Annotated in this window: 23 protein-coding genes; 3 read left to right on the forward strand and 20 right to left on the reverse strand. The window is 27.2% G+C overall.

All coding sequences use genetic code 11. The features are described from left to right. Positions 1 to 95: 95 nt before the first annotated feature. Together IR151_RS16095 and IR151_RS16100 are read right to left on the reverse strand one after the other, a co-directional pair. Positions 96 to 284, reverse strand: coding sequence for a ferredoxin (locus IR151_RS16095; RefSeq protein ID WP_227436432.1), 189 nt, complete (start codon positions 282 to 284; stop codon positions 96 to 98). A gap of 98 nt (positions 285 to 382) precedes the next feature. Next, positions 383 to 1,567 carry an amidohydrolase family protein gene (locus IR151_RS16100; protein WP_227436434.1) on the reverse strand — a complete coding sequence of 395 codons (1,185 nt, stop codon included), beginning with the start codon at positions 1,565 to 1,567 and terminating at the stop codon, positions 383 to 385. Between the two features lie 43 nt (positions 1,568 to 1,610). On the opposite strand from IR151_RS16100, the gene IR151_RS20530 reads away from it, so the two are divergent. After that, positions 1,611 to 1,718 (forward strand): hypothetical protein, encoded by a 108-nt coding sequence (locus tag IR151_RS20530; RefSeq protein WP_227436595.1) that lies wholly within the window; start codon positions 1,611 to 1,613, stop codon positions 1,716 to 1,718. Here the strand turns inward: IR151_RS20530 and IR151_RS16110 are convergent. From IR151_RS16110 to IR151_RS16130, 5 genes are all read right to left on the reverse strand, one after another. Further along, a complete protein-coding gene (locus IR151_RS16110) occupies positions 1,710 to 2,627 on the reverse strand; it encodes a SufB/SufD family protein (protein ID WP_227436436.1) in 918 nt (305 codons plus the stop codon). The two genes, IR151_RS20530 and IR151_RS16110, sit on opposite strands and share 9 nt — an antisense overlap. Positions 2,628 to 2,648: 21 nt before the next feature. Further along, positions 2,649 to 3,377 (reverse strand): ATP-binding cassette domain-containing protein, encoded by a 729-nt coding sequence (locus IR151_RS16115; protein WP_227436438.1) that lies wholly within the window; start codon positions 3,375 to 3,377, stop codon positions 2,649 to 2,651. Between the two features lie 194 nt (positions 3,378 to 3,571). Then, complete coding sequence (locus tag IR151_RS16120) at positions 3,572 to 3,772, reverse strand: hypothetical protein (protein ID WP_003420681.1); 201 nt, start codon at positions 3,770 to 3,772, stop codon at positions 3,572 to 3,574. 124 nt (positions 3,773 to 3,896) lie between these two features. Next, complete coding sequence (locus IR151_RS16125; RefSeq protein WP_227436439.1) at positions 3,897 to 4,277, reverse strand: VOC family protein; 381 nt, start codon at positions 4,275 to 4,277, stop codon at positions 3,897 to 3,899. A 272-nt stretch (positions 4,278 to 4,549) separates the two neighbouring features. Next, positions 4,550 to 5,908 carry an MATE family efflux transporter gene (locus tag IR151_RS16130; protein ID WP_227436441.1) on the reverse strand — a complete coding sequence of 453 codons (1,359 nt, stop codon included), beginning with the start codon at positions 5,906 to 5,908 and terminating at the stop codon, positions 4,550 to 4,552. Between the two features lie 511 nt (positions 5,909 to 6,419). Here IR151_RS16130 and IR151_RS16135 point away from each other — a divergent pair. Then, positions 6,420 to 6,872 carry a staygreen family protein gene (locus tag IR151_RS16135; RefSeq protein WP_227436443.1) on the forward strand — a complete coding sequence of 151 codons (453 nt, stop codon included), beginning with the start codon at positions 6,420 to 6,422 and terminating at the stop codon, positions 6,870 to 6,872. A gap of 159 nt (positions 6,873 to 7,031) precedes the next feature. Here the strand turns inward: IR151_RS16135 and IR151_RS16140 are convergent, their stop codons facing one another. The 6 genes from IR151_RS16140 to IR151_RS16165 all read right to left on the reverse strand — a co-directional run bounded on the left by IR151_RS16140 (position 7,032) and on the right by IR151_RS16165 (position 12,958). Next, positions 7,032 to 7,649: a DUF488 domain-containing protein gene (locus tag IR151_RS16140; RefSeq protein WP_227436445.1), complete on the reverse strand. Its 618-nt coding sequence runs from the start codon at positions 7,647 to 7,649 to the stop codon at positions 7,032 to 7,034. A 47-nt stretch (positions 7,650 to 7,696) separates the two neighbouring features. Beyond that, complete coding sequence (locus tag IR151_RS16145) at positions 7,697 to 8,302, reverse strand: hypothetical protein (RefSeq protein ID WP_227436447.1); 606 nt, start codon at positions 8,300 to 8,302, stop codon at positions 7,697 to 7,699. Positions 8,303 to 8,586: 284 nt separating this feature from the next. Beyond that, entirely contained in the window at positions 8,587 to 9,399 is an 813-nt protein-coding gene (locus IR151_RS16150; protein ID WP_227436449.1) for a MerR family transcriptional regulator, read from the reverse strand. 81 nt (positions 9,400 to 9,480) lie between these two features. Continuing rightward, entirely contained in the window at positions 9,481 to 10,893 is a 1,413-nt protein-coding gene (locus tag IR151_RS16155) for a potassium/proton antiporter (protein ID WP_227436450.1), read from the reverse strand. Positions 10,894 to 11,366: 473 nt separating this feature from the next. Continuing rightward, entirely contained in the window at positions 11,367 to 12,275 is a 909-nt protein-coding gene (locus IR151_RS16160; RefSeq protein ID WP_413927370.1) for a DUF2268 domain-containing protein, read from the reverse strand. A 278-nt stretch (positions 12,276 to 12,553) separates the two neighbouring features. Further along, positions 12,554 to 12,958 (reverse strand): pyridoxamine 5'-phosphate oxidase family protein, encoded by a 405-nt coding sequence (locus IR151_RS16165; RefSeq protein ID WP_227436455.1) that lies wholly within the window; start codon positions 12,956 to 12,958, stop codon positions 12,554 to 12,556. Between the two features lie 232 nt (positions 12,959 to 13,190). Between IR151_RS16165 and IR151_RS16170 the strand changes: the two genes are divergently transcribed. Beyond that, the gene (locus tag IR151_RS16170) at positions 13,191 to 13,517 is read left to right on the forward strand and encodes a winged helix-turn-helix transcriptional regulator (RefSeq protein WP_227436457.1); all 327 of its coding nucleotides are present in this window, start codon (positions 13,191 to 13,193) and stop codon (positions 13,515 to 13,517) included. A gap of 90 nt (positions 13,518 to 13,607) precedes the next feature. Here the strand turns inward: IR151_RS16170 and IR151_RS16175 are convergent, their stop codons facing one another. The 7 genes from IR151_RS16175 to IR151_RS16205 all read right to left on the reverse strand — a co-directional run bounded on the left by IR151_RS16175 (position 13,608) and on the right by IR151_RS16205 (position 21,963). Next, positions 13,608 to 15,443 (reverse strand): glycerophosphodiester phosphodiesterase, encoded by a 1,836-nt coding sequence (locus IR151_RS16175; protein ID WP_227436458.1) that lies wholly within the window; start codon positions 15,441 to 15,443, stop codon positions 13,608 to 13,610. A gap of 492 nt (positions 15,444 to 15,935) precedes the next feature. After that, complete coding sequence (locus tag IR151_RS16180; protein ID WP_227436460.1) at positions 15,936 to 16,385, reverse strand: GNAT family N-acetyltransferase; 450 nt, start codon at positions 16,383 to 16,385, stop codon at positions 15,936 to 15,938. 314 nt (positions 16,386 to 16,699) lie between these two features. Further along, positions 16,700 to 17,104, reverse strand: coding sequence for a YmaF family protein (locus IR151_RS16185; protein WP_227436462.1), 405 nt, complete (start codon positions 17,102 to 17,104; stop codon positions 16,700 to 16,702). Between the two features lie 116 nt (positions 17,105 to 17,220). Beyond that, on the reverse strand, positions 17,221 to 18,087 hold the full coding sequence (locus tag IR151_RS16190) for a pentapeptide repeat-containing protein (RefSeq protein WP_227436465.1): 867 nt from the start codon (positions 18,085 to 18,087) through the stop codon (positions 17,221 to 17,223). Between the two features lie 350 nt (positions 18,088 to 18,437). Further along, complete coding sequence (locus IR151_RS16195; protein ID WP_227436466.1) at positions 18,438 to 18,677, reverse strand: hypothetical protein; 240 nt, start codon at positions 18,675 to 18,677, stop codon at positions 18,438 to 18,440. 104 nt (positions 18,678 to 18,781) lie between these two features. After that, the gene (locus tag IR151_RS16200) at positions 18,782 to 19,126 is read right to left on the reverse strand and encodes a zinc ribbon domain-containing protein YjdM (RefSeq protein ID WP_227436468.1); all 345 of its coding nucleotides are present in this window, start codon (positions 19,124 to 19,126) and stop codon (positions 18,782 to 18,784) included. A gap of 326 nt (positions 19,127 to 19,452) precedes the next feature. Beyond that, positions 19,453 to 21,963: a diguanylate cyclase domain-containing protein gene (locus IR151_RS16205; RefSeq protein WP_227436470.1), complete on the reverse strand. Its 2,511-nt coding sequence runs from the start codon at positions 21,961 to 21,963 to the stop codon at positions 19,453 to 19,455. Positions 21,964 to 22,740 lie beyond the last annotated feature (777 nt).

Consider the following 22,740-nt stretch of genomic DNA (forward strand, 5'->3'; position numbering starts at 1 on the left):
TTTAAAAAGCTATAGTAATAGAATCTTAATCTAATACTATAGCTTAAATAATAATCAAATCTTATATGTTGTCTTGAAACTAAATCTAAACAGTCTTATTTAACTGTTATAGCTGAAACTGGACATCCTTCTTCTGCTTCTTTACATAAATCTTGTAATTCTGCTGGTATTTCTCCTTCAATTGCAACTGAATGTCCTTCATCACTCATACTAAAAACGTCTGGACATGTTCCTATACACGCTCCACAAGCTACACATACATCTTTATCAACAAATGCTTTCATACTAAAATACCTCCCCTAAAATTATAATTATTGTTCCATTACATATTTATCCAATATATACTAATTTAAACATATTTTTCCTTTTTTTTCAATATAACTTAATTTATTACAGTGCCATCATACGAATGTCTATAAACTTCACTACTTTTCATCCATGATTTTATAGTATATTGTAAGTTCAATTTTTTATTTAGCATTAGTTCATTATTATTATAATCTGTTATAATTTCTTCACTATCATCTATTGTAAATATTGTAAAATCACCTTCTCCACCAATTTTTATCCTCCCTTGACTTCCTTGCAAATTAAAAACTTTTGTTGGATATTCAGTTACTTTTTCTATACATTTTTCTAGAGGTATACCAAGTTCCATGATTTTATTTACAACATTTAAAAGAGAATAATGTATATCTTTCATATTTTTTATATGCATATCTGTACTTATTAAATCTGGCTCTAATCCTTGATTTACTGCTTTTTTAAAGACTTCAAAATCAAACTGCTCTAATCCATGGCATACATCAAATAATACACCTTTATCTTTTGCATTTAATACAGATTCTCTCAAACTGCCAGATTCATTAAATATTCCATTTGTGCTATTTCCATATACAGGCGTAACTACATCTCCCTTTCCCAAAATATTCATTACTTCATCTATATATGATGGATACTCCCCTATATATACCACTAATGGTAAATTTAACTTTTCTGCAATTTGCTTTGACTTCTTAATTATATCTATACCATCTGTACTAGATTGAAATTTACTTGCTTTTACTTTTATACCTTTTATCTTTTCCATGTTTTTTTCTACAATAGACTCAATGTTATCAAAATTTATAACATCTAAAGATGTTGATTCATTCAATATATTTAATCCCTCATTAGTTACATTTAAAAATGAATACACTTCAGTCTTACATTCATCCATATATTTTTTCTTAAAATCGTAGTAATTTACAGGACCTGCTGTACCTGCATCAAATATAACTGTTGAACCTTTTTCAATTCCAATTGAATCAGAATCCATACCTGTAGGTAATTTTCTCTTATAACAATGGGTATGAACATCTATAAATCCAGGAGAAATATACATGTTGTTAGCATTTATTATCTCAAACTCTTTGTTTATGAGTATTTTTTCTTTTCTTATCATTTCTTTAAGATTTAATCCAATATCACATATCTTTCCATGTAAAACCAAGATATCTCTTTTCTCAAATTTGATACCATCTTTTGGAGATATTATTGTGCCATTTCTTATAAGTAAGTTTTTCATTTATTCCACATCCTAATTACAGTATAATTTCTCTAATAGTTTTATCTTACATAAAGAAAATAAGTCTAAAAATAAAAAAATTTTAGACTTATTCATTATATTATACTATATTAATTATATTAAATTAAATAAAAACTTGGACTTACTTTAAAAAACAATTTAGTATTTGTTGTTCTGCTTCTTCTTCTGTAAGTCCTAATGTCATCATCTTTAAAATTTGGTCTCCTGCAATCTTTCCAATTGCTGCTTCATGTACTAAAAGAGCATCTGGATGGTTTGCAGCAATTTCAGGTATAGCACTAATTTGAGAATTTCCCATAATTATTGAGTCACATTGAACATGTGCAGAGCAAAGAGAATCCCCAATAACACAAGGATTAAATTTTTGTTTAGAGTTGTCTTGACCAACTGTACGAGAAATTACTTGAGCAGAAGAATTTTCACCTTCCAATATAACCTTCATATTAGATTCTGCAACTTGATTTCCATGAGTTAACAACTTTTCAAATACAACTATCTTTGCTCCTTTACCTAAAGTGGCATCCATTTCTCTTTTAGTTGAATCAACGCCTTTAATCTGAATTGTTTCCATTTCACAATATGAATCTTCACCCATATTAACAATCGTAACTGGATTTAAAATTCTTTTTCCTTCTCCATCACCTTCGCCATAATGTTTTTCCACATATTTTAGACGAGCTCCTTTATGTAAGAAGAATCTATGTATTCCATTGTGTTCACTGTCATCATTACCACAATTATGTATACCACAACCAGCAATTATAACAACATCTGCATTTTCTCCAATTTCAAAATCATTATAAACCATGTCTTGTACACCAGCTTCTGTTACTATTACTGGTATATGAACATTTTCTCCTTTAGTGTTTGGTTTTACTATAATATCAATTCCAGGTTTATCAGTCTTTGGAGCTATAGTTACATTTTCAGTTGAATGTCTTTCTATACCTTGTCCATTTTTACGTATATTGTATGCTCCTAATGGAGTTCCACGAAGTTCAGCAACTTTTTCTAAAAGATTTAAGTCTATTTTGTTCATTTAATTTGCCTTCCTTTCTAATTAATTCATATCTTTCATTAATTCACAGTTTGAATTAACTTGGCACATGATTTCAGGTAATATAGCATCTTTTGTTCCATGGCTTTTTACTGAACCATCTTGTAAAACAATTATTTCATCAGCTAACTCTAGTATTCTTTCTTGGTGAGAAATTATGATTATAGTTTGGTCAGATTCCCCATGAATTTTCTTAAAACTTTCATTAAGCTTTCCAAAACTCCAAAGGTCTATACCTGCTTCAGGTTCATCAAATATAGAAACCTTTAAATCTCTAGCAAAAAGAGTTGCTATCTCGATTCTTTTCATTTCCCCTCCAGAAAGAGAGTTATCAACTTCACGATTTAAATAGTCTTTTGAGCACAATCCAACATCTGTAAGATATTGACAACACACATCAGTAGACAATGGTTTTCCATGAGCAAGAGTAAGCAGGTTTTCAACTGTCATACCTTTTATTCTTGGTGGTTGTTGAAATGCATATCCTATTCCTTTTTTTGCTCTTTCTGTGATGCTAAGATTAGTTATATCTTCTCCATCTAAAAGTATTTGACCGCTAGTGACTTTTTCAATTCCCATAATAAGCTTAGCAATTGTGGATTTTCCTCCACCATTTGGTCCTGTGATAACAATAAGTTTGCCTTTTTCAAATGAAAGGCTAACATCATTTATTATTCCTAGCTCCTCATTGTTAGACTCAACATTAAAGGAAAGATTTTTTATTTCAAGCATAATACCCCTCTTTTCTGTAAAATATTACATTTATATCCATTCTTTTATTATATCAGTACTTTTTATATCTCAGCAACTCTAAGGGATAAAATATATATTAAATATAAAACAAGGTTATGAAAAAATAAAAAAGATGAGTTTTCATAACTCATCTTTAAAAATCAGTATTATTTAATTATATATGTATCTAAAAATTAACCTTCTATATACTCTAATATTATTTTTTGATTATCTTTTAACATGATTTCTTCTTTTTTAGATTCAATCCCATTCTTTTTTATTTTTACTTCAGCTACAAAAGCGTCATTACCTTCAACCATTTCTAATAATTCATACGCTTTTTTACGTCCTATTTTAGTTGCTATATCTTTTAGTACTGCCATTTTCTTAAACATTTTATCACCTCTACTCAAATTTTACAATTGATTTTTAATTATATAATTATCGTTTAATACTAAATTATAATAATTATTGTATCTAATTATATCAGATATTGAGTAAATTTAACACTTTACAAAATTATTTATCTTCTCTGACTAAGTAAGAATTTCCATCTTGGTCTTTAAAAGAAAACATTCTTCCATAAGGCATCTCCATTAATTCCCCTACTTCAACTTTATTCTTTGCTATCTGTTCATAAGTTCCATGAATATCTCTTGTACTTAAAATTATTGATGGATGCAATAAATTTACATCTTGATTTTGCTTCATCATCAGATTTTTATCATACAATACAAATGTTGTAAATTCATTTTTACTTGGTGCTACTTCCACCCATTTCATATCTGGACCCATTTCTTTTTCATAAGTTACCACAAAATTTAATTTTTCTGTCCAAAACAATTTTGCATCCTCTTGATTATTTACATAGAGAGTTATTTTTCCTATTTTATTTATCATAAAAATACCCACCTTTATTATTAAATAAATATCTAATATTTTTTATATTTAATAATATACCCATATATATTATTAAATATAGATATATATTTCTAATATTTGTCGCCAAATTATGTAATTCTCTACAGTATATAATTTATAGTGTCCATATAATTATATACTTAATTTACATATTTTAATTTTTCTATATATCATACTTATAATTATGATATTCTCTAAATAAAAAATCACTTTTAAATAGAATTTACTATCTAAAAGTGATTTTATATATTCTATGCAACTTTGTGTTTTAGCCACTTCGTTCCTCTTAATCTCAAACAATATAATGTTCCTCTAACAAGCCAATCTGTATACATACCTATCCAAATTCCTAGCACTCCAAATTCTAATACAACCCCTAATACGTAACCTGTAAAAATTCTAAAAATCCACATTCCTATTACGGCTGTCATCATTGTATATCTAGTATCTCCAGCACCTTTCAGCCCTGCTGATAATACAAAGGATATAGGCCATATTACCATAGCTAAACAATCACTTCGAATCAATTGTGTTGATACATCAATTACATTCGAGTTTTGAGTATACATGCTTGAAATCCATGGTGCAATTGGTATAAATATAGCACCTACTGCAAATAAGCAAACCGTTGCAAATTTAGTTAGATACAATAAAGTACTCTTAGCCCCTTTGATGTCTCCCCGTCCTATATATTGACCCACCAAAGTCGTAGCAGACAAGGCCAATGCATTTCCAATTACATTTATAATAGATGCAATTGACATTCCTATTGCATTTGATGCAATCGCTGATGTTCCCATAGTAACTATAAATATTTGAACAATCAATTTACCTGCATTAAAAAGTAATTGTTCAACCCCTGCTGGTATACCTATATTGAATATAGATTTTTGAGTTTCAACATCAATCTTAAATGGAAATATTTTACCTATAGATATAAATTCATTCCCTTTAAACAAAGCCCTTACAATAACTATACATCCGATTATTCTGGCTATGGCAATAGACATAGCTGCTCCTGTTATGCCATAAGAAGGTGTCTGTAAATTTATTCCTAAAGTATTTAAATCAACACCATATATAAGTATATATCCTAATGTTACATTTACTATATTCATAAACATAGTCACATACATAGGTTTCTTTACATCTCCACAACCCCTTAGAATACCATTTGCTATCTGCTGTGTTGCAATAAATGGATAGGTGAATAATGTAAACTCTATGTATAGTTTTGCATTTGATTTTACCAATTCTTCTGCTGAACCATAAAACAAATTGATTACACCTGTTCTAAAAATCCACATTAATACTGTTATTGTAAATGATAATATTACACCAGATATTAATGCTTGCTTGATAGTTTCATTTACTTTTTCATTATCTCTTTTCCCTATTTGTTGAGCTACAACAACAGTAGCACCAACAGATAGCGCAGCAAATACAGATATAAATATATTGTTGATTGAATCAACCATTCCAACTGCAGATACAGCCTCTTCCCCAATATGACCTGCCATCATTGTATTAAATACCCCTAAAAGCATAACAAATGTCTGCTCTATCATTATAGGAATTGCTAATCTTATAACATTCTTCCTTATAAACATTCCTTTTCCTCTTTTCCCTCTTTATATAAATTTAATTTTTAATTAGTTTATCAAACTATGAATTGATATCATAAGGTTTAGAATTGTATTTTCAACGTTATAATATACTGTATTCAAATAATATAAATCTTGTTTAATATCATTTGAACACAGTATATCTTTATAATTATCTTATGTTTATTATTCTTTATGGATACTAGATTTAAAATATTTATGAGTTAAATTAACCAGTTAATATAGCTGGACATCAAACGCAATCACTGTATTTCGATAATATTGTACCACTATTGTACAATAATAACAATTTCATAATATTATCACATATAAGTCCTGTAATAACAATTTGACACTATTACCAACCTGTACCTATTAGTGTAGAATATCTTATTAGGCTTGTTAATTCACTTTGTATCCTAATTCTAATCATTTATAAAATCTTATAAGATATCTGTAACAAAATCACATCAATTTAAATATTGTATCTTATAGACTATTTTTAGGATGTGATACTTTGGTTAATTTGAATGCGAATAATTTAAATGTAAATATGGTTTACCCTATTTCTGCCACAGCACCTATACGTTTCAGAAGATATACTGTTTCATACTTAGAAAACATGGAAAATATTTATTTAACTATAGCAACATACTTTGATACACTTGGTTTAGGTACAGTAAGTATTGACAAAGTTTATGGTCAATGGGCTTGGTTCGTTGATGATATATATGACTTAAATCTATTTGTTTTTGTAGGAAACTATCCTTATCAAATTGCTAAAAGTAGATATGATACATTTGTTGATATTTTACCAGTGGCTATTACTTCTATTGTCAATGGAGACAGAGTGTTTTTAACTTCGAATCCTTGTTTATTAAACTCAAAAATTACAGTTAGATTTATATCTAGCCATCCTACTCTTAATAGAACAGTTGATTATGGTAATATTAGAGATTTTATTTTTTAACAGTACAACATGATGTGCTATTTAAAACAACGTAACCTTTTAGATAATGATATTAATTTAACATAAAAACCTTAGCTAGTACATCATGTTTAACTGTTACAAATTTATAATAATTTTTCTTATCAAATGGTGTTTAAGTTTTTGGGTAGTTCATATATTTTACTTACCTATTTTTTCTGTTCTATATCCTATTTCTTTATTAGCTAATCTATAGCCTTCTTGTATCATATCTTCTCTTGTTAATGCATTTCCTAATAAATTATCAATACTCAGTTGTTTTCTATCACTAAAATACTTATCTAATAATGACTCTTCTATATCTTCTTGAGATGCTAAATGTCCTTCATGCATTATATATTTTACATTGAAACCTTCTTTATTTAATATTTTTCCTAGTAAAATACTTCTATGACACCTTATAGGCTCTTGCATTGCACCTAATAAAACTATTTTATAACCAATTTGACATCCCTTTTTTAATCTTTCGATTCCTTTTAAAAATACTTCTTCCTTTATTACCTCTTCAAAATCTGCATAACCTTCTTTTGTATATACATCTTTATTAGTTCTTTTTGCCCCAAATTCCTTGCCCATGTATATATATACAAATCCAGCCTTTCTCAGGGATTCATTGAATGCCTCCCTATTATACTGAATATTATATTTAGAATATGGTGTTTCTCTAATGTCAACTACACAGTTTATATTATATTTTTTTATCATATTAATAAGCTTATCAAATGGATAATTTGAATGACCTATTGCAAATATTTCCATACAATCACCTACTATTCTTAAAATTACTATTTTATACAATTGATAATCTATCTTACATACAAGCCCTCTACATTGCAAATATACTTAACTATATCTATACTTCCATTTAACCCTATATATACATTGCTAAATAATCCATTTATTTCTAATCCTATTCCCAAATCCAACATATATATAGAGAGATAAACTCTTTCTCTTAGTGCCAACTTCATAAGAGCATCAATTATATAGTAATTATACCCTATTTCTTTAAAATCAAATAAGGTATCGCTTAATTGTTCTAGATATGTACTCTCCTTTTTACTTAGTACTCTTTTTATATGTTTTTTATTTTCACTTACAAAATATTCACTTACAATTATTATTTCTTTACTGTAACTCATTATAATTAATAGTGCTCTTAAAAACTTATTTTCCTGTATAAAATACTTATCCTTTACTTTATCTAAATCCCAAAATACATCAAGGATACTATGTGGAGATTCCTTATCCATCGTTTTAGGAAAACTATCTATTTTAAAATACCTTTCATTTAGTATTATCTTGTCAGTTCTATCTAAATCTATATATGGTAAATCTTCATTTTCATAATCAATATAAAATCCATTAAATACTTGTTTTACTTTATCAGTTAATACTTTATATTTTTCCACTTTATCACCTCAACGAAAATATACAACTTTATAAATAAAATATCAATATATTTTATTTATAAAGTTGTATATTTTCATATCTTATCATTAATTAATTAAAATTAAACAATTAATTGTATTTCTTATGTTAGACCAGTTTTTCTAAGCTTAGTTGTATAAAACTCTATTTTAAATTGCATATTTAAATACATAAAAATCTAGTAAAATATATTAAATATAAAAATAAGGTCTATCTTTTTATTTAGACAGACCTTACTTAATTACTTATATATTATTTTAATTTATTATAAAATATGTTTCACGGGTATCTGAATTTCTGTTAACCAATCTTCTTCATTTTCTTTATTCCATATACCATCTATATAAGATTCCCTAAAATGCCCTATTACTTCATATTTATTATCTTGTATCCATTTAAATGCATCTGCATAAGTTTTTCCTAATGTTGAATATGGTCCATTATGCAATATACAAACTGCATTTTCAACTTCGTCTATTTCTTTAAATTTTAATAAATCTGTGTCTTCTTTTAGGTCATTTATCGCCTGACACATCTCAACATCCATATCTGTTTCTCTATATTCACCATCATGATATATATTAAAACAATAGTCTGGAACCATACATGTACACCCTGATTTCATCATTTCTCCAGCCATTACATTTGGAAACAAATTGAAAAGCTCATCATAATTCTTTAATACTTTTCTCATAGAAGCAATTTTAACTTTTGGTAGAGACTTAATAATTACATTATTCATATCGACTTCTCCTTTTAAGTTTTTAAGGTAATTACGTAGTTTAATAAGCTTATATTCTTCATTCCTCATTACATCTAATATCTCTTTTTCTTTGTTTATTAAAATCCTTTCCACTTCTTCAGGCTTTTCTATTATTTCTTTTATTTCAACTAGTGATATGCCCATTTGTTTTAAGGTGATTATTTGATGCAATTTTGGCAATTGTTCTGTTGTATAGTATCTGTATTTTGTAAATTCGTCTACGTATTCTGGCTCTAACAGCCCTATATCTTCATAATACCTTAATGTCTTTGTAGTTATTTTATTTATTTTAGAAAACATTCCTATAGAAAACATCTCATCACCTGCGCATTAGATTTGATTAATTTAAGTTTAAACCTTACCCTTAGGTCAAAGTCAATATTAAATAAATTATAATTATATTAATTCTTCAATTTTGTCTCCACTTAATACTAAAATATCCCCTCTTTTTATAACAGTTGACCCTTTAGGTACTAAAACCTGCTCTTTTCGTTTTATCATAACTATTAATATCTCTTCTGGTATATTAGAATCCATTATACTCTTGTTAACCCACTTATTATCATCATCTATATTTACTTCTATAAGTTTAGAACTAATTTCACCATCATAGTCATTAAATGTTTTTAATACAGGTGTATTATCATCAACTAAGTCTAACTTCCTTGCTACAGTTGGTATCAACGTACCTTGTAGTCCTACTGAAAGTAACGCTATGAAAAATATTATATGAAATATATCATTCTCTATGACTACTCCTTGAGTAACTGCATAAATTGCAAAAACTACTGATGCAGCACCTCTAAGACCTACCCATGATATAAACAATTTTTCTCTGTTTGAAAATTTAAATTTTGCTAGAGTTATAAATGTGGCTAATGGTCTTGCAATAATTATCATAAATACAGATATGGCCATTGCTATACCAAATACACTTGGTAGTTTTGAAGGGAAGGATAACAATCCTAACATAAAGAATAACATTATTTGCATAATCCATGAAATTCCATCAAAGAAATGAACTAGACTCCTTTTATGAGGTATCTTACTATTGCCTATAATAATACCTGAAATATATACACTTAAATATCCATTTCCCCCAACATATTCACTAAGTGCATAAGAAAGTAATGCAATAGCTGTAATAAATATAGTATAAAATCCTTCTATCTCAAAATTTGAATTTCTCAAAATATAAACAGATAATTTTGCCAATATAAATCCTATTGCCAACCCAAAAGTTATTTGTTTTATTACCATTGGAATAATAAGTTCTACACCAGAATTATTCATCAATGTCAAAATAATTAATGTTAACATATATGCTATTGGGTCATTACTTCCACTTTCAACTTCTAATAATGAAGCAAGAGAACCTTTTAAGTTTAGTTTTTGAGAACGTAATACAGCAAATACAGATGCAGCATCTGTTGAAGCTGCAATTGCTCCAATTAACAAACCTTCAAATAAAGTAGTTCCTATTACCATGTAACAAAATATACCTGTAACACCTGCTGTAATTATTACACCTAATGAAGACATCAGTATAGAAGGTACTGCAACTGGTTTAGCCATATTCCAGTTTGTTCCAAATCCTCCAAAAAACATTATAAATATCAATCCAATAGAACATAATTGTTTTGTTAACTCATAGTTATCAAAATAGATTCCTACCATTCCATCAGACCCAAATAACATACCCAATAAGATAAAAATCAATAATATTGGTACTCCAAATTTATATAATACCTTACTTGAGGTTATACAAATCAATAGTACTAACCCACTTACAATCATCAATTCTGTCATAGCATCATCTCCATTTCATATAAATTTTACAGATTAAATTATATCTATAATTATACTGATTCTTTAAGTATCAATATGATATAAGTTATATTGTGCAAAGTATAATTAAAATTTAACAATCTATTAAAAGTTGATTATTATGCTCAATTTCATATATTTACTTTAATTATATTCATTTAATCTTTATAGTTTGAATTTTATTTAATTAATATTTCATTTTTCAGTCGATTGTTTAGTGTATTTCATATTTTTATAGTAAATTTACAGGTAACTATGAAATACATAATATTTAGATAAGTAATAGGAAACTAGCATGTAGTATTAGATACACTAGATATGAAATCTTCAAAATTTTATTATTGAAATATTTCTTTATATATATTATTGTATATTTTTTACAAATCATTGTCAATTTATTTTTCTCAAAAATAGAATAATTGCATAATCTTTTTTAGATTATGCAACTTATAGATTTAATCCCAAAATTCCCTTACTTCCTCTATGATTTCACTATATGGTAATAAAGTAGCCTCCACTATTGACTTGTTTGTTTTTTCTAAATAATACTTAATCATATAGTAACCACAGGCATATCCTGCACAATAAGGTAGTCCTACTGGAAAATATCCTTGCATTTTAGCTATATCATCACCATAAAGATATGATATTATATTTTGAAATCCAGTTTCTTTTAAGCCACTTTTGATTATTGGCTTTATATAGCTATTCAGTGTTTCAATGTCAGTTTTACTAACCCAAGGCCCTACCATATCATCCCCAAACATCCATGTTGCAAAGTTTTCTGCAAGACCTTCATTTATCATCATTTCTTCTAAAGTTATGTTATTACTCCAATTTATAAATTGAAATCGAATATTGTGATTACATTCATGTGCTAGTGCTGCTGGTAACCTATTAATAGTATACTCATTTGGGACTATTGATAAAAATATATATCCTGGAATTCCACCATCACCAAAATATCCATCACTTAATATTGTATAAGGGTTTTTGGGATTTGCTAATAATATTGAAAATTTATACTTCTCAGTGTTCAATTTATACCCCTCTTTTATAAAAGGCTTTATGGAACTTTCAATAGTTTCTTTACACTTGTTCCAAAGTTTGTCATTGGATAGAATATCTATGTTATTTATTTGACTTTCATTAATATCTTTTGGAGACAAAACCCCCATCATATCACTTGCCATAATTACATCATATCCACCTTCTTGTTTTGCAGTGATTGGAACATTTATACACATCCATTTAAACTCAAAAGGCTTCATCAACTCATATCTGTATATATCCTCTTTCTTATTTGCAGGTGCATTCATTATTTTTTTATATATTTTATCTGAGCGTACCTCTACAATATTCATTTTTATCATCTCCTTTAAAATAAAGTATATAGAATTACGTAGCGTCAATGTCAATATATAAACTTATACAAATAAACAAGAGAATCATTTAATTTCATATAATATGACTCTCTTATATATTTGTAATGTGATGGATTTGTATAAGATTTTTAAACATTTATTTTATTTCTTAAACTTAATTATGTTAAAACAAGGATAATATTATCATCTAACTTAAATTCTATTTTAATGTTGTTAAAATAATATTGCTAGTTCTTGATATTAATTATTTTTTTGTATTAAATACTATATTCTTTTGGTGGCTCGCCTGAAAAATCTGAGATTACAGCCTTAGCGTCCTCAAGATAAAATATTTCAAAAGTAGGATTATCTTCATTCTTATAGATTGATTTAACAAGTTCACTAGATTCAATTATTTTTTTCTTTATATCCTTATTGTCTGAGAATATGACTTTTCCACATAGTCTTATCCAAGCAAATTCAGGAGTTGACGTAGTTATTTCTACATATGGACTTTTTTTAACTTGTTTAAATACATCTTTTTCATTACTTGTACAAAAATATAATTTTCCACATTCTTCAATCATAAATTGGAATGGGCGAACTTTTGGCTTTCCATCCGCTCCTATTGTTGCAAAATATTGAACTGGATTTTCCTTTAAAAATTTTACTACTTCATTCATTTCATCTACCCCCTAAAATAATTTGTTGTATTTTTTATTTCTTTAATAATATAATAAGCTCATTAGTATCTATTGTATAGTAAGCACTTTAAAGTACTATAGTTACCTAATAGAAACTATTGGCACAGTTTATTTTTTTAATACTTATATATTTAAAAGAAATTTTTATACATATTCCCTAAAATGATATAATACTTTAAAGAAGATTATTAAAGAAAGGATGTTGTGATTTATGAAAAAAGATTTACCTGAATGTCCTGTAGAGATTACTTTACAACTCATCAGTAATCGATGGAAGGTATTAATTATACGAGAGCTATTAGATGGTACTAAAAGATTTGGTGAAATCAAAAAATCTATTGGAGATATAACTCAAAAAGTTTTAACATCAAACTTAAGGTCTATGGAAGAAAGTGATTTAGTAACTAGAAAAGTTTATCCAGAAGTTCCTCCAAAGGTAGAATATACTCTAACAGAAACTGGTTATAGTCTTGAGCCAGTTCTAAATTCAATGCATGAATGGGGAAATGATTACAGACACAAAGTTATTAACAAATAAAAATAACCGTATCTCTTCACTATGATACGGTTATTTAAAAATATTATAAAATAAATATATTATTATTTTGCAATTTGCACATTTTTTAGTCTAATACACTTCAATTATATCTTTATCAGAATCATGCCTAAATAAATAATTAGCTACTCTATTTATGAATCCATTTTTCTGCCAATAAATTGCATCATCTACTAAAAATGGATTATCTGTAATTATACTATCTACATTCAAAATAATCATTTTTTTCATTAATTTACTGTTATTAATAGTCCATACAAAAACTTGTTTTCCTTTTTGATGTATGTTATCTACTACCTTTTTGTTTATAAAGGTGGACTCTATTCCATATATGTCAACATAGTCCCAGTCATAAAAATTCCCATATGCAACTGCCGTTAAATAACAAGTTACCATATTGGGATTTAATTTTTTAACCCTTTTTAATACATTTTTATTCATGGATGCTACAACGCATTGATTATCTATTCTATTTGATTTAATTAGCTCTAATACTCTTTTTTCTACATCAGTTTTTTCATGACCATTAAGCTTTATTTCTATTAGCAATTTTATTTTACCTTTAGAATACTTCATTGCCTCATCAAGAGTTGGTATTTTCTCCCCAGCAAAATCTGACCTAAAATGACTTCCTACATCATATGTCTTAATTTCATCATAATTCACTTCCCAAACATTTTTATTTACACCAGCGACTCTTTCAAAATTAGAGTCATGAAATAAAATCAACTCTCCATCTTTAGTTTCTTGAACATCAATTTCAGCATATTCAGCTTGAGTTATGAATGTTTCTTTAAATGCTGCTATAGTGTTTTCTGGAGCAACCAACGCTGAAACCCTGTGAGCCGTTGCTGTTGTGTTGTAAAAAAATGAAGTATTAAATAAAATATCATTATTTAAAGAGTACATCATTGACTCAATATGTAAGATAAATAAAATTACTACTATTTTCAAAGTAACTTTTAATACTGACTTTATTGAGTTTTTTTGTTTTTCTAGATTCTTTTTATAGACACGAATGTCATTATATTCATAATAAAATGCAGAAATAAATCCAGTACTAATTATAAATATAGCTATTGATGAAATAAATGCTGCATAATCATTAAACATAATGCATCTACTAATAAATATATCTTTTAAAAAGTTTGCATTTGTGTAATTTTTAGTCCATATTCCTATCAATATAATAATAACATGATAAATTATATACCCCATAACAGTAATTATTAGAGATAATCCTAAGGAATAAAGTATTAATTTTATTGCTTTTCCTTTTGTAAGGCTAGCACTTTTTTTCCTTGCTTCTTTAAAACTATTTGTATTTAGAGTTACCTCATGTATACTAAAAATCCATCTAATGACTGATATATATAATATTAAAATTAAAACCATATAAATTATATTCAGAACAATATTAGAACTTATATAATCCAATATATATTCAGGAAGTTTTATTTTCCCTATAAAGCCTGAGGTTAGGGCTATATTCGTTAATGGAACTATTAGTAATACAAACACAAATAATAATATATTTTTAGGATTCAATATGTTTATAGATTTTCTTAAGGATAATTTAATAAGTTTAAACAAAGTAATTTTTTCAGAAATTCGTGATTTATCAAAACAAATAATCACTGAAGTAAATTCAAAAAACATATAAAACGCCAATATTATAATTGACAGTATAGCTAATACTATTGATAGAGGATTCGTTAATATTTCTCCTATGTTATCAGTACTTAAATACACTATATTTGCACTTTTCATAGAGCTACTTAATACAAGTTTGATTGATGGTAATATAATCAACAAAGCTAATCCTTTATGAAATAGCTCAAATAGAATTAATGTACTCCAGTTATATTTCACCAATTTTATAAAATTATTTAAAACTTTCTTTTTCATGATATCCCCTTAATCTTTTTATTATATTTTAACCTGTAAATCACTTAAATATATATTATCTTTTAATAATTTATAATTTAATATCTCTCAAATTATTATATTTACAACTATTCACAAATAAAAAAGCACTTTCTTCTTCTTAAGAAAGTGCTTTTTACTATTAACTTGTATTTGCTTATATATTTAATATAGTGCTGAATCTATAGAAAATAAAATAAATTATTTTCAAATTTAATTGCTAGAATTAAAATTATAAGGTTTATCATTTTATAATATTATTTTATTGGACATATCAAACAATAACTAAATATAACTTTCTTCCTTCTTTACAGTCATATTTTAGTGTATTATCATTTGTAAGTTCTGTAGCAAATATAGTATCATATTTACCCAAATAGATTAGGACAATTACAATTTTATTTAAGTTGTAGAATTCTCTATATGCATATTTATATTTTCATATGCATATTTTTTCATTTAACTATATCTATATTAACTTAGCCTCATATGTAATATTGGAAATGGATTCCCTTGCCCATCTATTTCAGACCTATCAAACTCTTTAAATCCTAAGTGAATATAAAATCCCACTGCTTTTTTATTTTGTTCATTTACATCAACATATTTTATATTGTATTTATCTATAGCATATAATATTAGTTTTTTTCCAATACCATTACCCCTATATTCATCTTTTATAAATAACATTTCAATTTTATCTTTATCTATTCCCATAAAAGCTTTAATCATGTTATCAACTTTTAAACAAACCATAGTTTCTACTTGTGTCAAACCAATTTTAACTACTGGCTTCAAAGATTCAATATCTTTTTTTGTCAAAAAATCATGTGTTGATCTTACTGATGATTCCCAAATTTGTAACATCTCTTGAAGCTCTTTTGCACTCCTTTGTTTAACTTCAAAAACTATTTCAGAGCTCATAATAGTCTCCTCTCCATAGTATATTTTAATTACATAGTACAACCTTATGTTAAGTATAATCACAATAAAATTTTATTTTGTAAATAGTTTATTATAATTTATAATCATGTATTTTGGGCAAATAAATTCACTGTTGAATACTAGTTAAAATGCCTCTGATACTTATAAATGAATATTCTTTTTTATCAAAGATAGAAGTTATAAAGGACTATGAAAGCTAATATCATAGTCCTCATTAAGTTTAAACATTGTATATAATACACTTTTATACTTTACTTACATTCAATAAATTTGCTACAATAATTTACCTTAGTTTATACTAAAGGTGCTTCTATTTGAGTAGTAAAAAGGAATTTATGGCAATGACCATCACTAACAGTAGTATTTCCACATACTAAGTGAACATGCTTATTAGTTCCTGGTATATTAATTGCTGGACCTGTTGTAACACATATCTTGTGGAAATGGTCAAGAAAATCTACATTATCATTTATTTTATGAACATGATTTGTTCCGCCATTTATTGGTATAACTTCACCTGTAACTCCTGCAGCACGATGATTATGTCTATCTTCACATTCTTCTGCTAATTTAACACTTTCTGAGTATTCATGGACATGTGTCATTTCTTCATAGTCATTATAGCACTTATTACACTTATTATATTTATAATCCTCATACATATAATTTTTTTCACATTTACAATTTTGACAACTCATTTTTATATCTCTCCTATTATATTATATATTAAGAAATTCCTCTAAAGAATCTCTAATATATACTATGAACTGGAGTCAAAAATGTTCATATTTTGTAAAGTTATGTAATAATTTAATTATTTATCCCAGTATTTAGGATGTACTAGTGTATCTGGTAACTTCGTATTAGAATCTCCCTTTGCAGTATTAATCTGTAATTGTGTAAGGAATACACTATTTTTAAGATTTGCCCCTCTAATATCGCAGTCTCTTAAATCTGCCCCTATCAAATTAGCACCACTTAAATCTGTTTCCCTTAAATTAGCCGCTATAAGAAATTTACCTTTTAAATCTGCTCCTATTAAATTTGTTTTTCTAAGGTCTACTCCTATTAAATCTATACTTTTACTTAATTTTTTCTTATTTTTAAAATTAGAAGTCTTTACAAAGGATTTAGCTTTTTCTAGTACAAAGTCACTAGCTTGTGACAATAATGAATTAACTTTTGTTCGATGTGATATTATATCTAAATATATTAGTTGTTCTGGACTCATATTAGTTAGCTCATCAGTTTCTTCAATTATTAGATTGAGTTTTTCTTTGATTGAATTAGGTATATCTAATGTAGATGCTTCTTTAAGATACCATAACATTTCATGTAACTGCCTCATAATTAAAAATACTTCAAACATCTGGTTTGCTAATTCTGGCTCTTGTATCCAGTTTTTTCCCTTGTATGTTACCTGTGCTACCTTTTGACCCGAACCAAAGCAATCATACGTAGTACAGCCTCTAAATCCTTGATTTCTAAGATTTTTATGTACAGAACATTTAAAATCTGATTGTAAGTTAGTGCATGGCTTACCTGATTCCTTATCAGCAGGAAAACCTTCTGAAGCAGAAAAATAAAGTGCCACACAACAAAGTCCAAAGCACTTTTCACAATCAATTTTTAAATCTTTAAATAATTGATTATTATATGTATCTCTATGTATAGCTTTCATATTTACTCTCCTTTTATTTTTACATTTTATAATATAAATTAATATTTATTAACAAGTCATTTTTAAACTATTTATACAAAATTACTTCTTCTTAATTATAAGTTAAAGTGTCCTTTATTCCAATAGTATACAGTAATCTATCAATATTAATATTTGTGACAATGCCTTTTTCATGCCAATAGTTTTTGCATCCACAATAGTCTAATATTACACATTGCAGAATAAACTAAAAATTTTTCGCTTTTTATTCTCCAATGTGAATTGATGTTTGTATTGCATCATTAATTTTCTTTTTAAATATATAATCTAAATTTGTCACAAAAAAAGAAAGAAATCATAAGATTTCTTTCTTAACCAATAATATATTCTAGTAATGTACCTTTTTCTATGTGTTTATCCATTTCTAATCTTTCATTTGGGCCAAATGTTATCCATAACTTTGCTTCCCCATTTTCGTCACACCCAACTACTGCTTCTCCATCTTCACTATCTTCACAGCATCTGTATACTATAGGTACTACTTTTTTCATTTCTTCCATTACTTTATTTACATAATAATCTTGTTCTTCACCTTTTAAAAAATAACACATACGTTACCCTCCTAATGAATTTTCTATTACTACATTAAAGTCTTAAATTTATATTTGTATAATAGCTATATAGATTATTTCATAAATACCACAAATTTTTTATACTATGCTTTTTTGACAACAGAAGACTTTAGTTTCATAGCTCCAAAACCATCTATTTTACATTCTATATCATGCCCATCAGATGGGTCATGAATTAAACGTATACTTTTTACTTTTGTTCCTATTTTTATAGATGATGAACTTCCTTTTACTTTAAGGTCTCTGATTACTGTCACAGCATCTCCATCATTTAACACATTTCCATTTACATCTTTAATAATGTTTGTATCTTCTTCTGTATCTAGTTCTAAAGTCCACTCATGAGAGCATTCTGGGCAAACTAGAAGAGTTCCATCTTCATAAGTATATTCTGAATTACATTTCGGGCAATTTGGCAAATTTTCCATATTCATATGTCCTCCATTTATTATTTTTAATTTTATCTTTAAATATATAAAATTTCTTTTGAGCCTATATGATACCACATTATACTTATATTGACAAATATAGCCTTGTACTTATAGTTTTAAATATTTATAAAAGAAAAAACAGTCAATCTGTTATAATCAACTGCTTCTAAAACTAATACTATTTTTTATAAATTGATATTTCAATATCATTACAAAATTTACCTAATTCCTTAAATAAGAACTCTAATATTTCCTATAGTCAACGAAAATATTTTGTCTAAAGTAAAATTTAATTTATGTCCAACATAGTACTTCTTTTACTACTAAATCATACTGACACATAAATATGCTTCCTTTTGATTCCATGTTATAGGAGTCTTATTAATATCTATAGAGTCATAATTACAATACTGCCCAATATGTAATTTAGGATATGTACTCTTAAATCTTTTATTTCCATACAATAACAAATTATCTTCCTTATCAACAACATAAATACATTGATCAATACTATCTATAATAGCCTGGTATTGCTGCATCTGTTGATTTAATTTCTTCTTTTTCTTACGTTGCAAAAATATTGATAGAACTTGAGAAATCAAAGCTAATGTACTGACTTCTTCTTGTGTCCATAGACGTAGACCAGTACATTCATCAAATCCAACAAATCCTCTGAATACCTCATCTTCTCTATATGCACATTGAAGTGTGGAATGTATATCTTGACTAGAAAACAATTCCTCTAATTCAGGACTTAATGTATGTACATCACGACAATAGAAAACAGAATCATCTTCAAAGAGTTTTTCATAATCTCCATAGTCCTCATAATCAGCATTTTGCAAGTATTCTATTTGAGGAATGATTCCCTCATTACACCATTCATAAGTATTAGAAGTGTATCGACCATCTTCTGAATTTTCAAAGATATAAGCACGACTCACATTAAACTGCTTACCAATAATTTCAAGTATCATATTAATCGTCTGGTCTATATTATCGGTCTGATAAAGGACACGGAATATATAACGTGTAAGATTATCAGAAGATTCGACGTATTTTTTTTCTGAATCAATAGCTGTCCCAAGAGAAGAGTAATTCAATTCTTCCAAGCCTTTAAAGGCATCATGATTATAGATGACATAATTGTTTTTACCCAAACTTTTTGCCTGATATAAAGCCTTATCAGCTCTTGTATACATTTCCTTGAATGTATTACCATCTTTCGGATATATAGAGATTCCAATACTACAGGTTACTTTTACAGAGCTTTTTTCTTTCTGAAATAGATGACGGAACATATACAGCAATTCTTCTGCTTTCTTTTCTGCATCTTTAGTTGAAGAAATGTTCTTCATAAAAATTGCAAACTCATCTCCACCTATTCTGCCAACAACATCACTATCGCGCATTATTTTTTTCATGCCTGATGCCATCTCTATGAGCACTATGTCTCCAATCATGTGACCTTCTGTATCATTAATATGTTTGAAATTATCTGTATCAATCATAAATAGCGCACCCATAGCATCTAAATTTTGTTCAACATATTCCTTAATCTGCTTTTCTGTTTCAGCACGATTATAAATTCCTGTCAATGCATCTTTCTCTGCTATGTATTGCAATTTCTCAATCTGTTTTCTTTCTTTTGTAATATCAAGTCCTACACTATAAAAAGATGGTATTCCATCCCAACTGTCTTCTCCACTAATATAACATAGAGTGATAGTCCATATACGTTCTTCTTTTGAGCGCGTATATGTTCTTGCTTCAAATACAACATTATCTCCAGACTCTTTTAAATCTTGCGCCATCATCTTCGCACGCTTATAATCCTCAGGATATAAATATAAACATTGGCTATTAAGTTCCTCTTTAAACTGCTCCTTTGTATATTCAATCATATTCAGAAATATATCATTATACCAGAGTATTGTAAGATAATCCCTTGCATCCATTCGAACCATTCCTGCTGGAATAGTTTTCAGGATTGATTCTCTTTCCTGATCTTTTTTTGCAAGTTTATACTCAGAACTGTACATATCATAAGACAACTCTATGCGTGCTCTGTGTCCTTCCCAATTTATCATACGATTTTTAATCATAAATGTTCGCTTCAACTTGGAATTGTAAAACTCCCATTCATATGTCTCATCTTTTTTTAAATATGAATTGGTACAGAATGGACATGGGGAAGTTCTACCTTGAATTACCTCATAGCATTTTCTCCCAATCACCTCATTTGCTGATGCTTGTAGAGTATTACATGACTGTTTATTTACGTACAACAACTCATATGTGTCCATATCACTTATATATACATTTCCAGCATACTCTGACATCATCCACTTAAAACTCTCTGTACTCTCTTTTTCCATCTCATATAGTTCATTCTGTCTAATTTTTAACTCATCAATATTTGAATATATGATATAGACTATTGCTTTTCCATCCTCCTGTGGCTCAACTAATATACCAGTCATTATTACCCAAACATATTCTCCATGATTTACTGGAATGCAAGTTTGATATTCTACACTTTTCTTACCACTATGATAAGCATCTAAAAAACGACTTTTCATAGCTTCAAAATGATAAAGATTATCTTCATAATAATGTCTAAGACTAGAAAAATGAGACAAAAATTCTTTCTCTGTATATCCCAACAACTGATAAAAAGCTGTATTTCCCCAGATAATTGTAAATGAATCATCTAAAACATGCTTACTAACTCCAATATCCATAGCTTTTAGCATGTCCTCTGAAATAACTTCATTATTTGTTACTTTCTCTTCTTTACACATTCGATGTGTCCCAGTATCTTCTTGCTTCATTTTTAATTATCCTCCTCTCTTTATACCCACTTCTAATCTATTGTGCTAATTAGCATAATTATAAAAGTGAATAATCAGTGTGTCAAATTATTTTATTTACAATATTGTTTTATTTAACTTTTAAATTTTCACACATCGTCCAGCTTGAATGTTAAAGGTATGGCTATTGTTGATTTCCCTAATGATACAACTTCAAAAATTATACAAATTGATTTCTTCTAATTTAGGCAATAGGTTTGATTTATTGCAAACAAAACTTGATTAATTTTATATATAGGGTGGAACTTATTGTTTCTTAACCATAATTTTCTGATATTTATCTAAAATTTGCCTTCTTTTAATGAAATTATATCATAACTTGAACTTTAAATCAGTCCTTTTCTAAATAGAAAAATAAGATAAAACCATTGAAATTATGGAAAAAATAATAGAAAATCATAGCAATTTAAATATACTATCTACAGTGTTTTGTATTAACTCTACAAGTCTGATTGACCATTGCTATTTTTAATACGTATTTTTAAATATTCTTCTAAATTATCTTATAAAACTATATGTTTTTCGAGTTAATTATATATTAATATTCATTTTTTTAAACTTAGAGATACTATCTATTCTTAAATTCTTTTAATATCAATTAAATATATTATTTGTTTTTTATTCTATGTTATATACTATACACATAAAAACTGTATCTATTACTTATAGTATAGTTATTTGCTATACTTTTAAAAGTAATTTCTTCACTAAAAAATAACCACATAAGTAATTATCTTA

The sequence above is a fragment of the Clostridioides sp. ES-S-0006-03 genome (assembly GCF_020662275.1).
Lineage (GTDB): Bacteria > Bacillota > Clostridia > Peptostreptococcales > Peptostreptococcaceae > Clostridioides.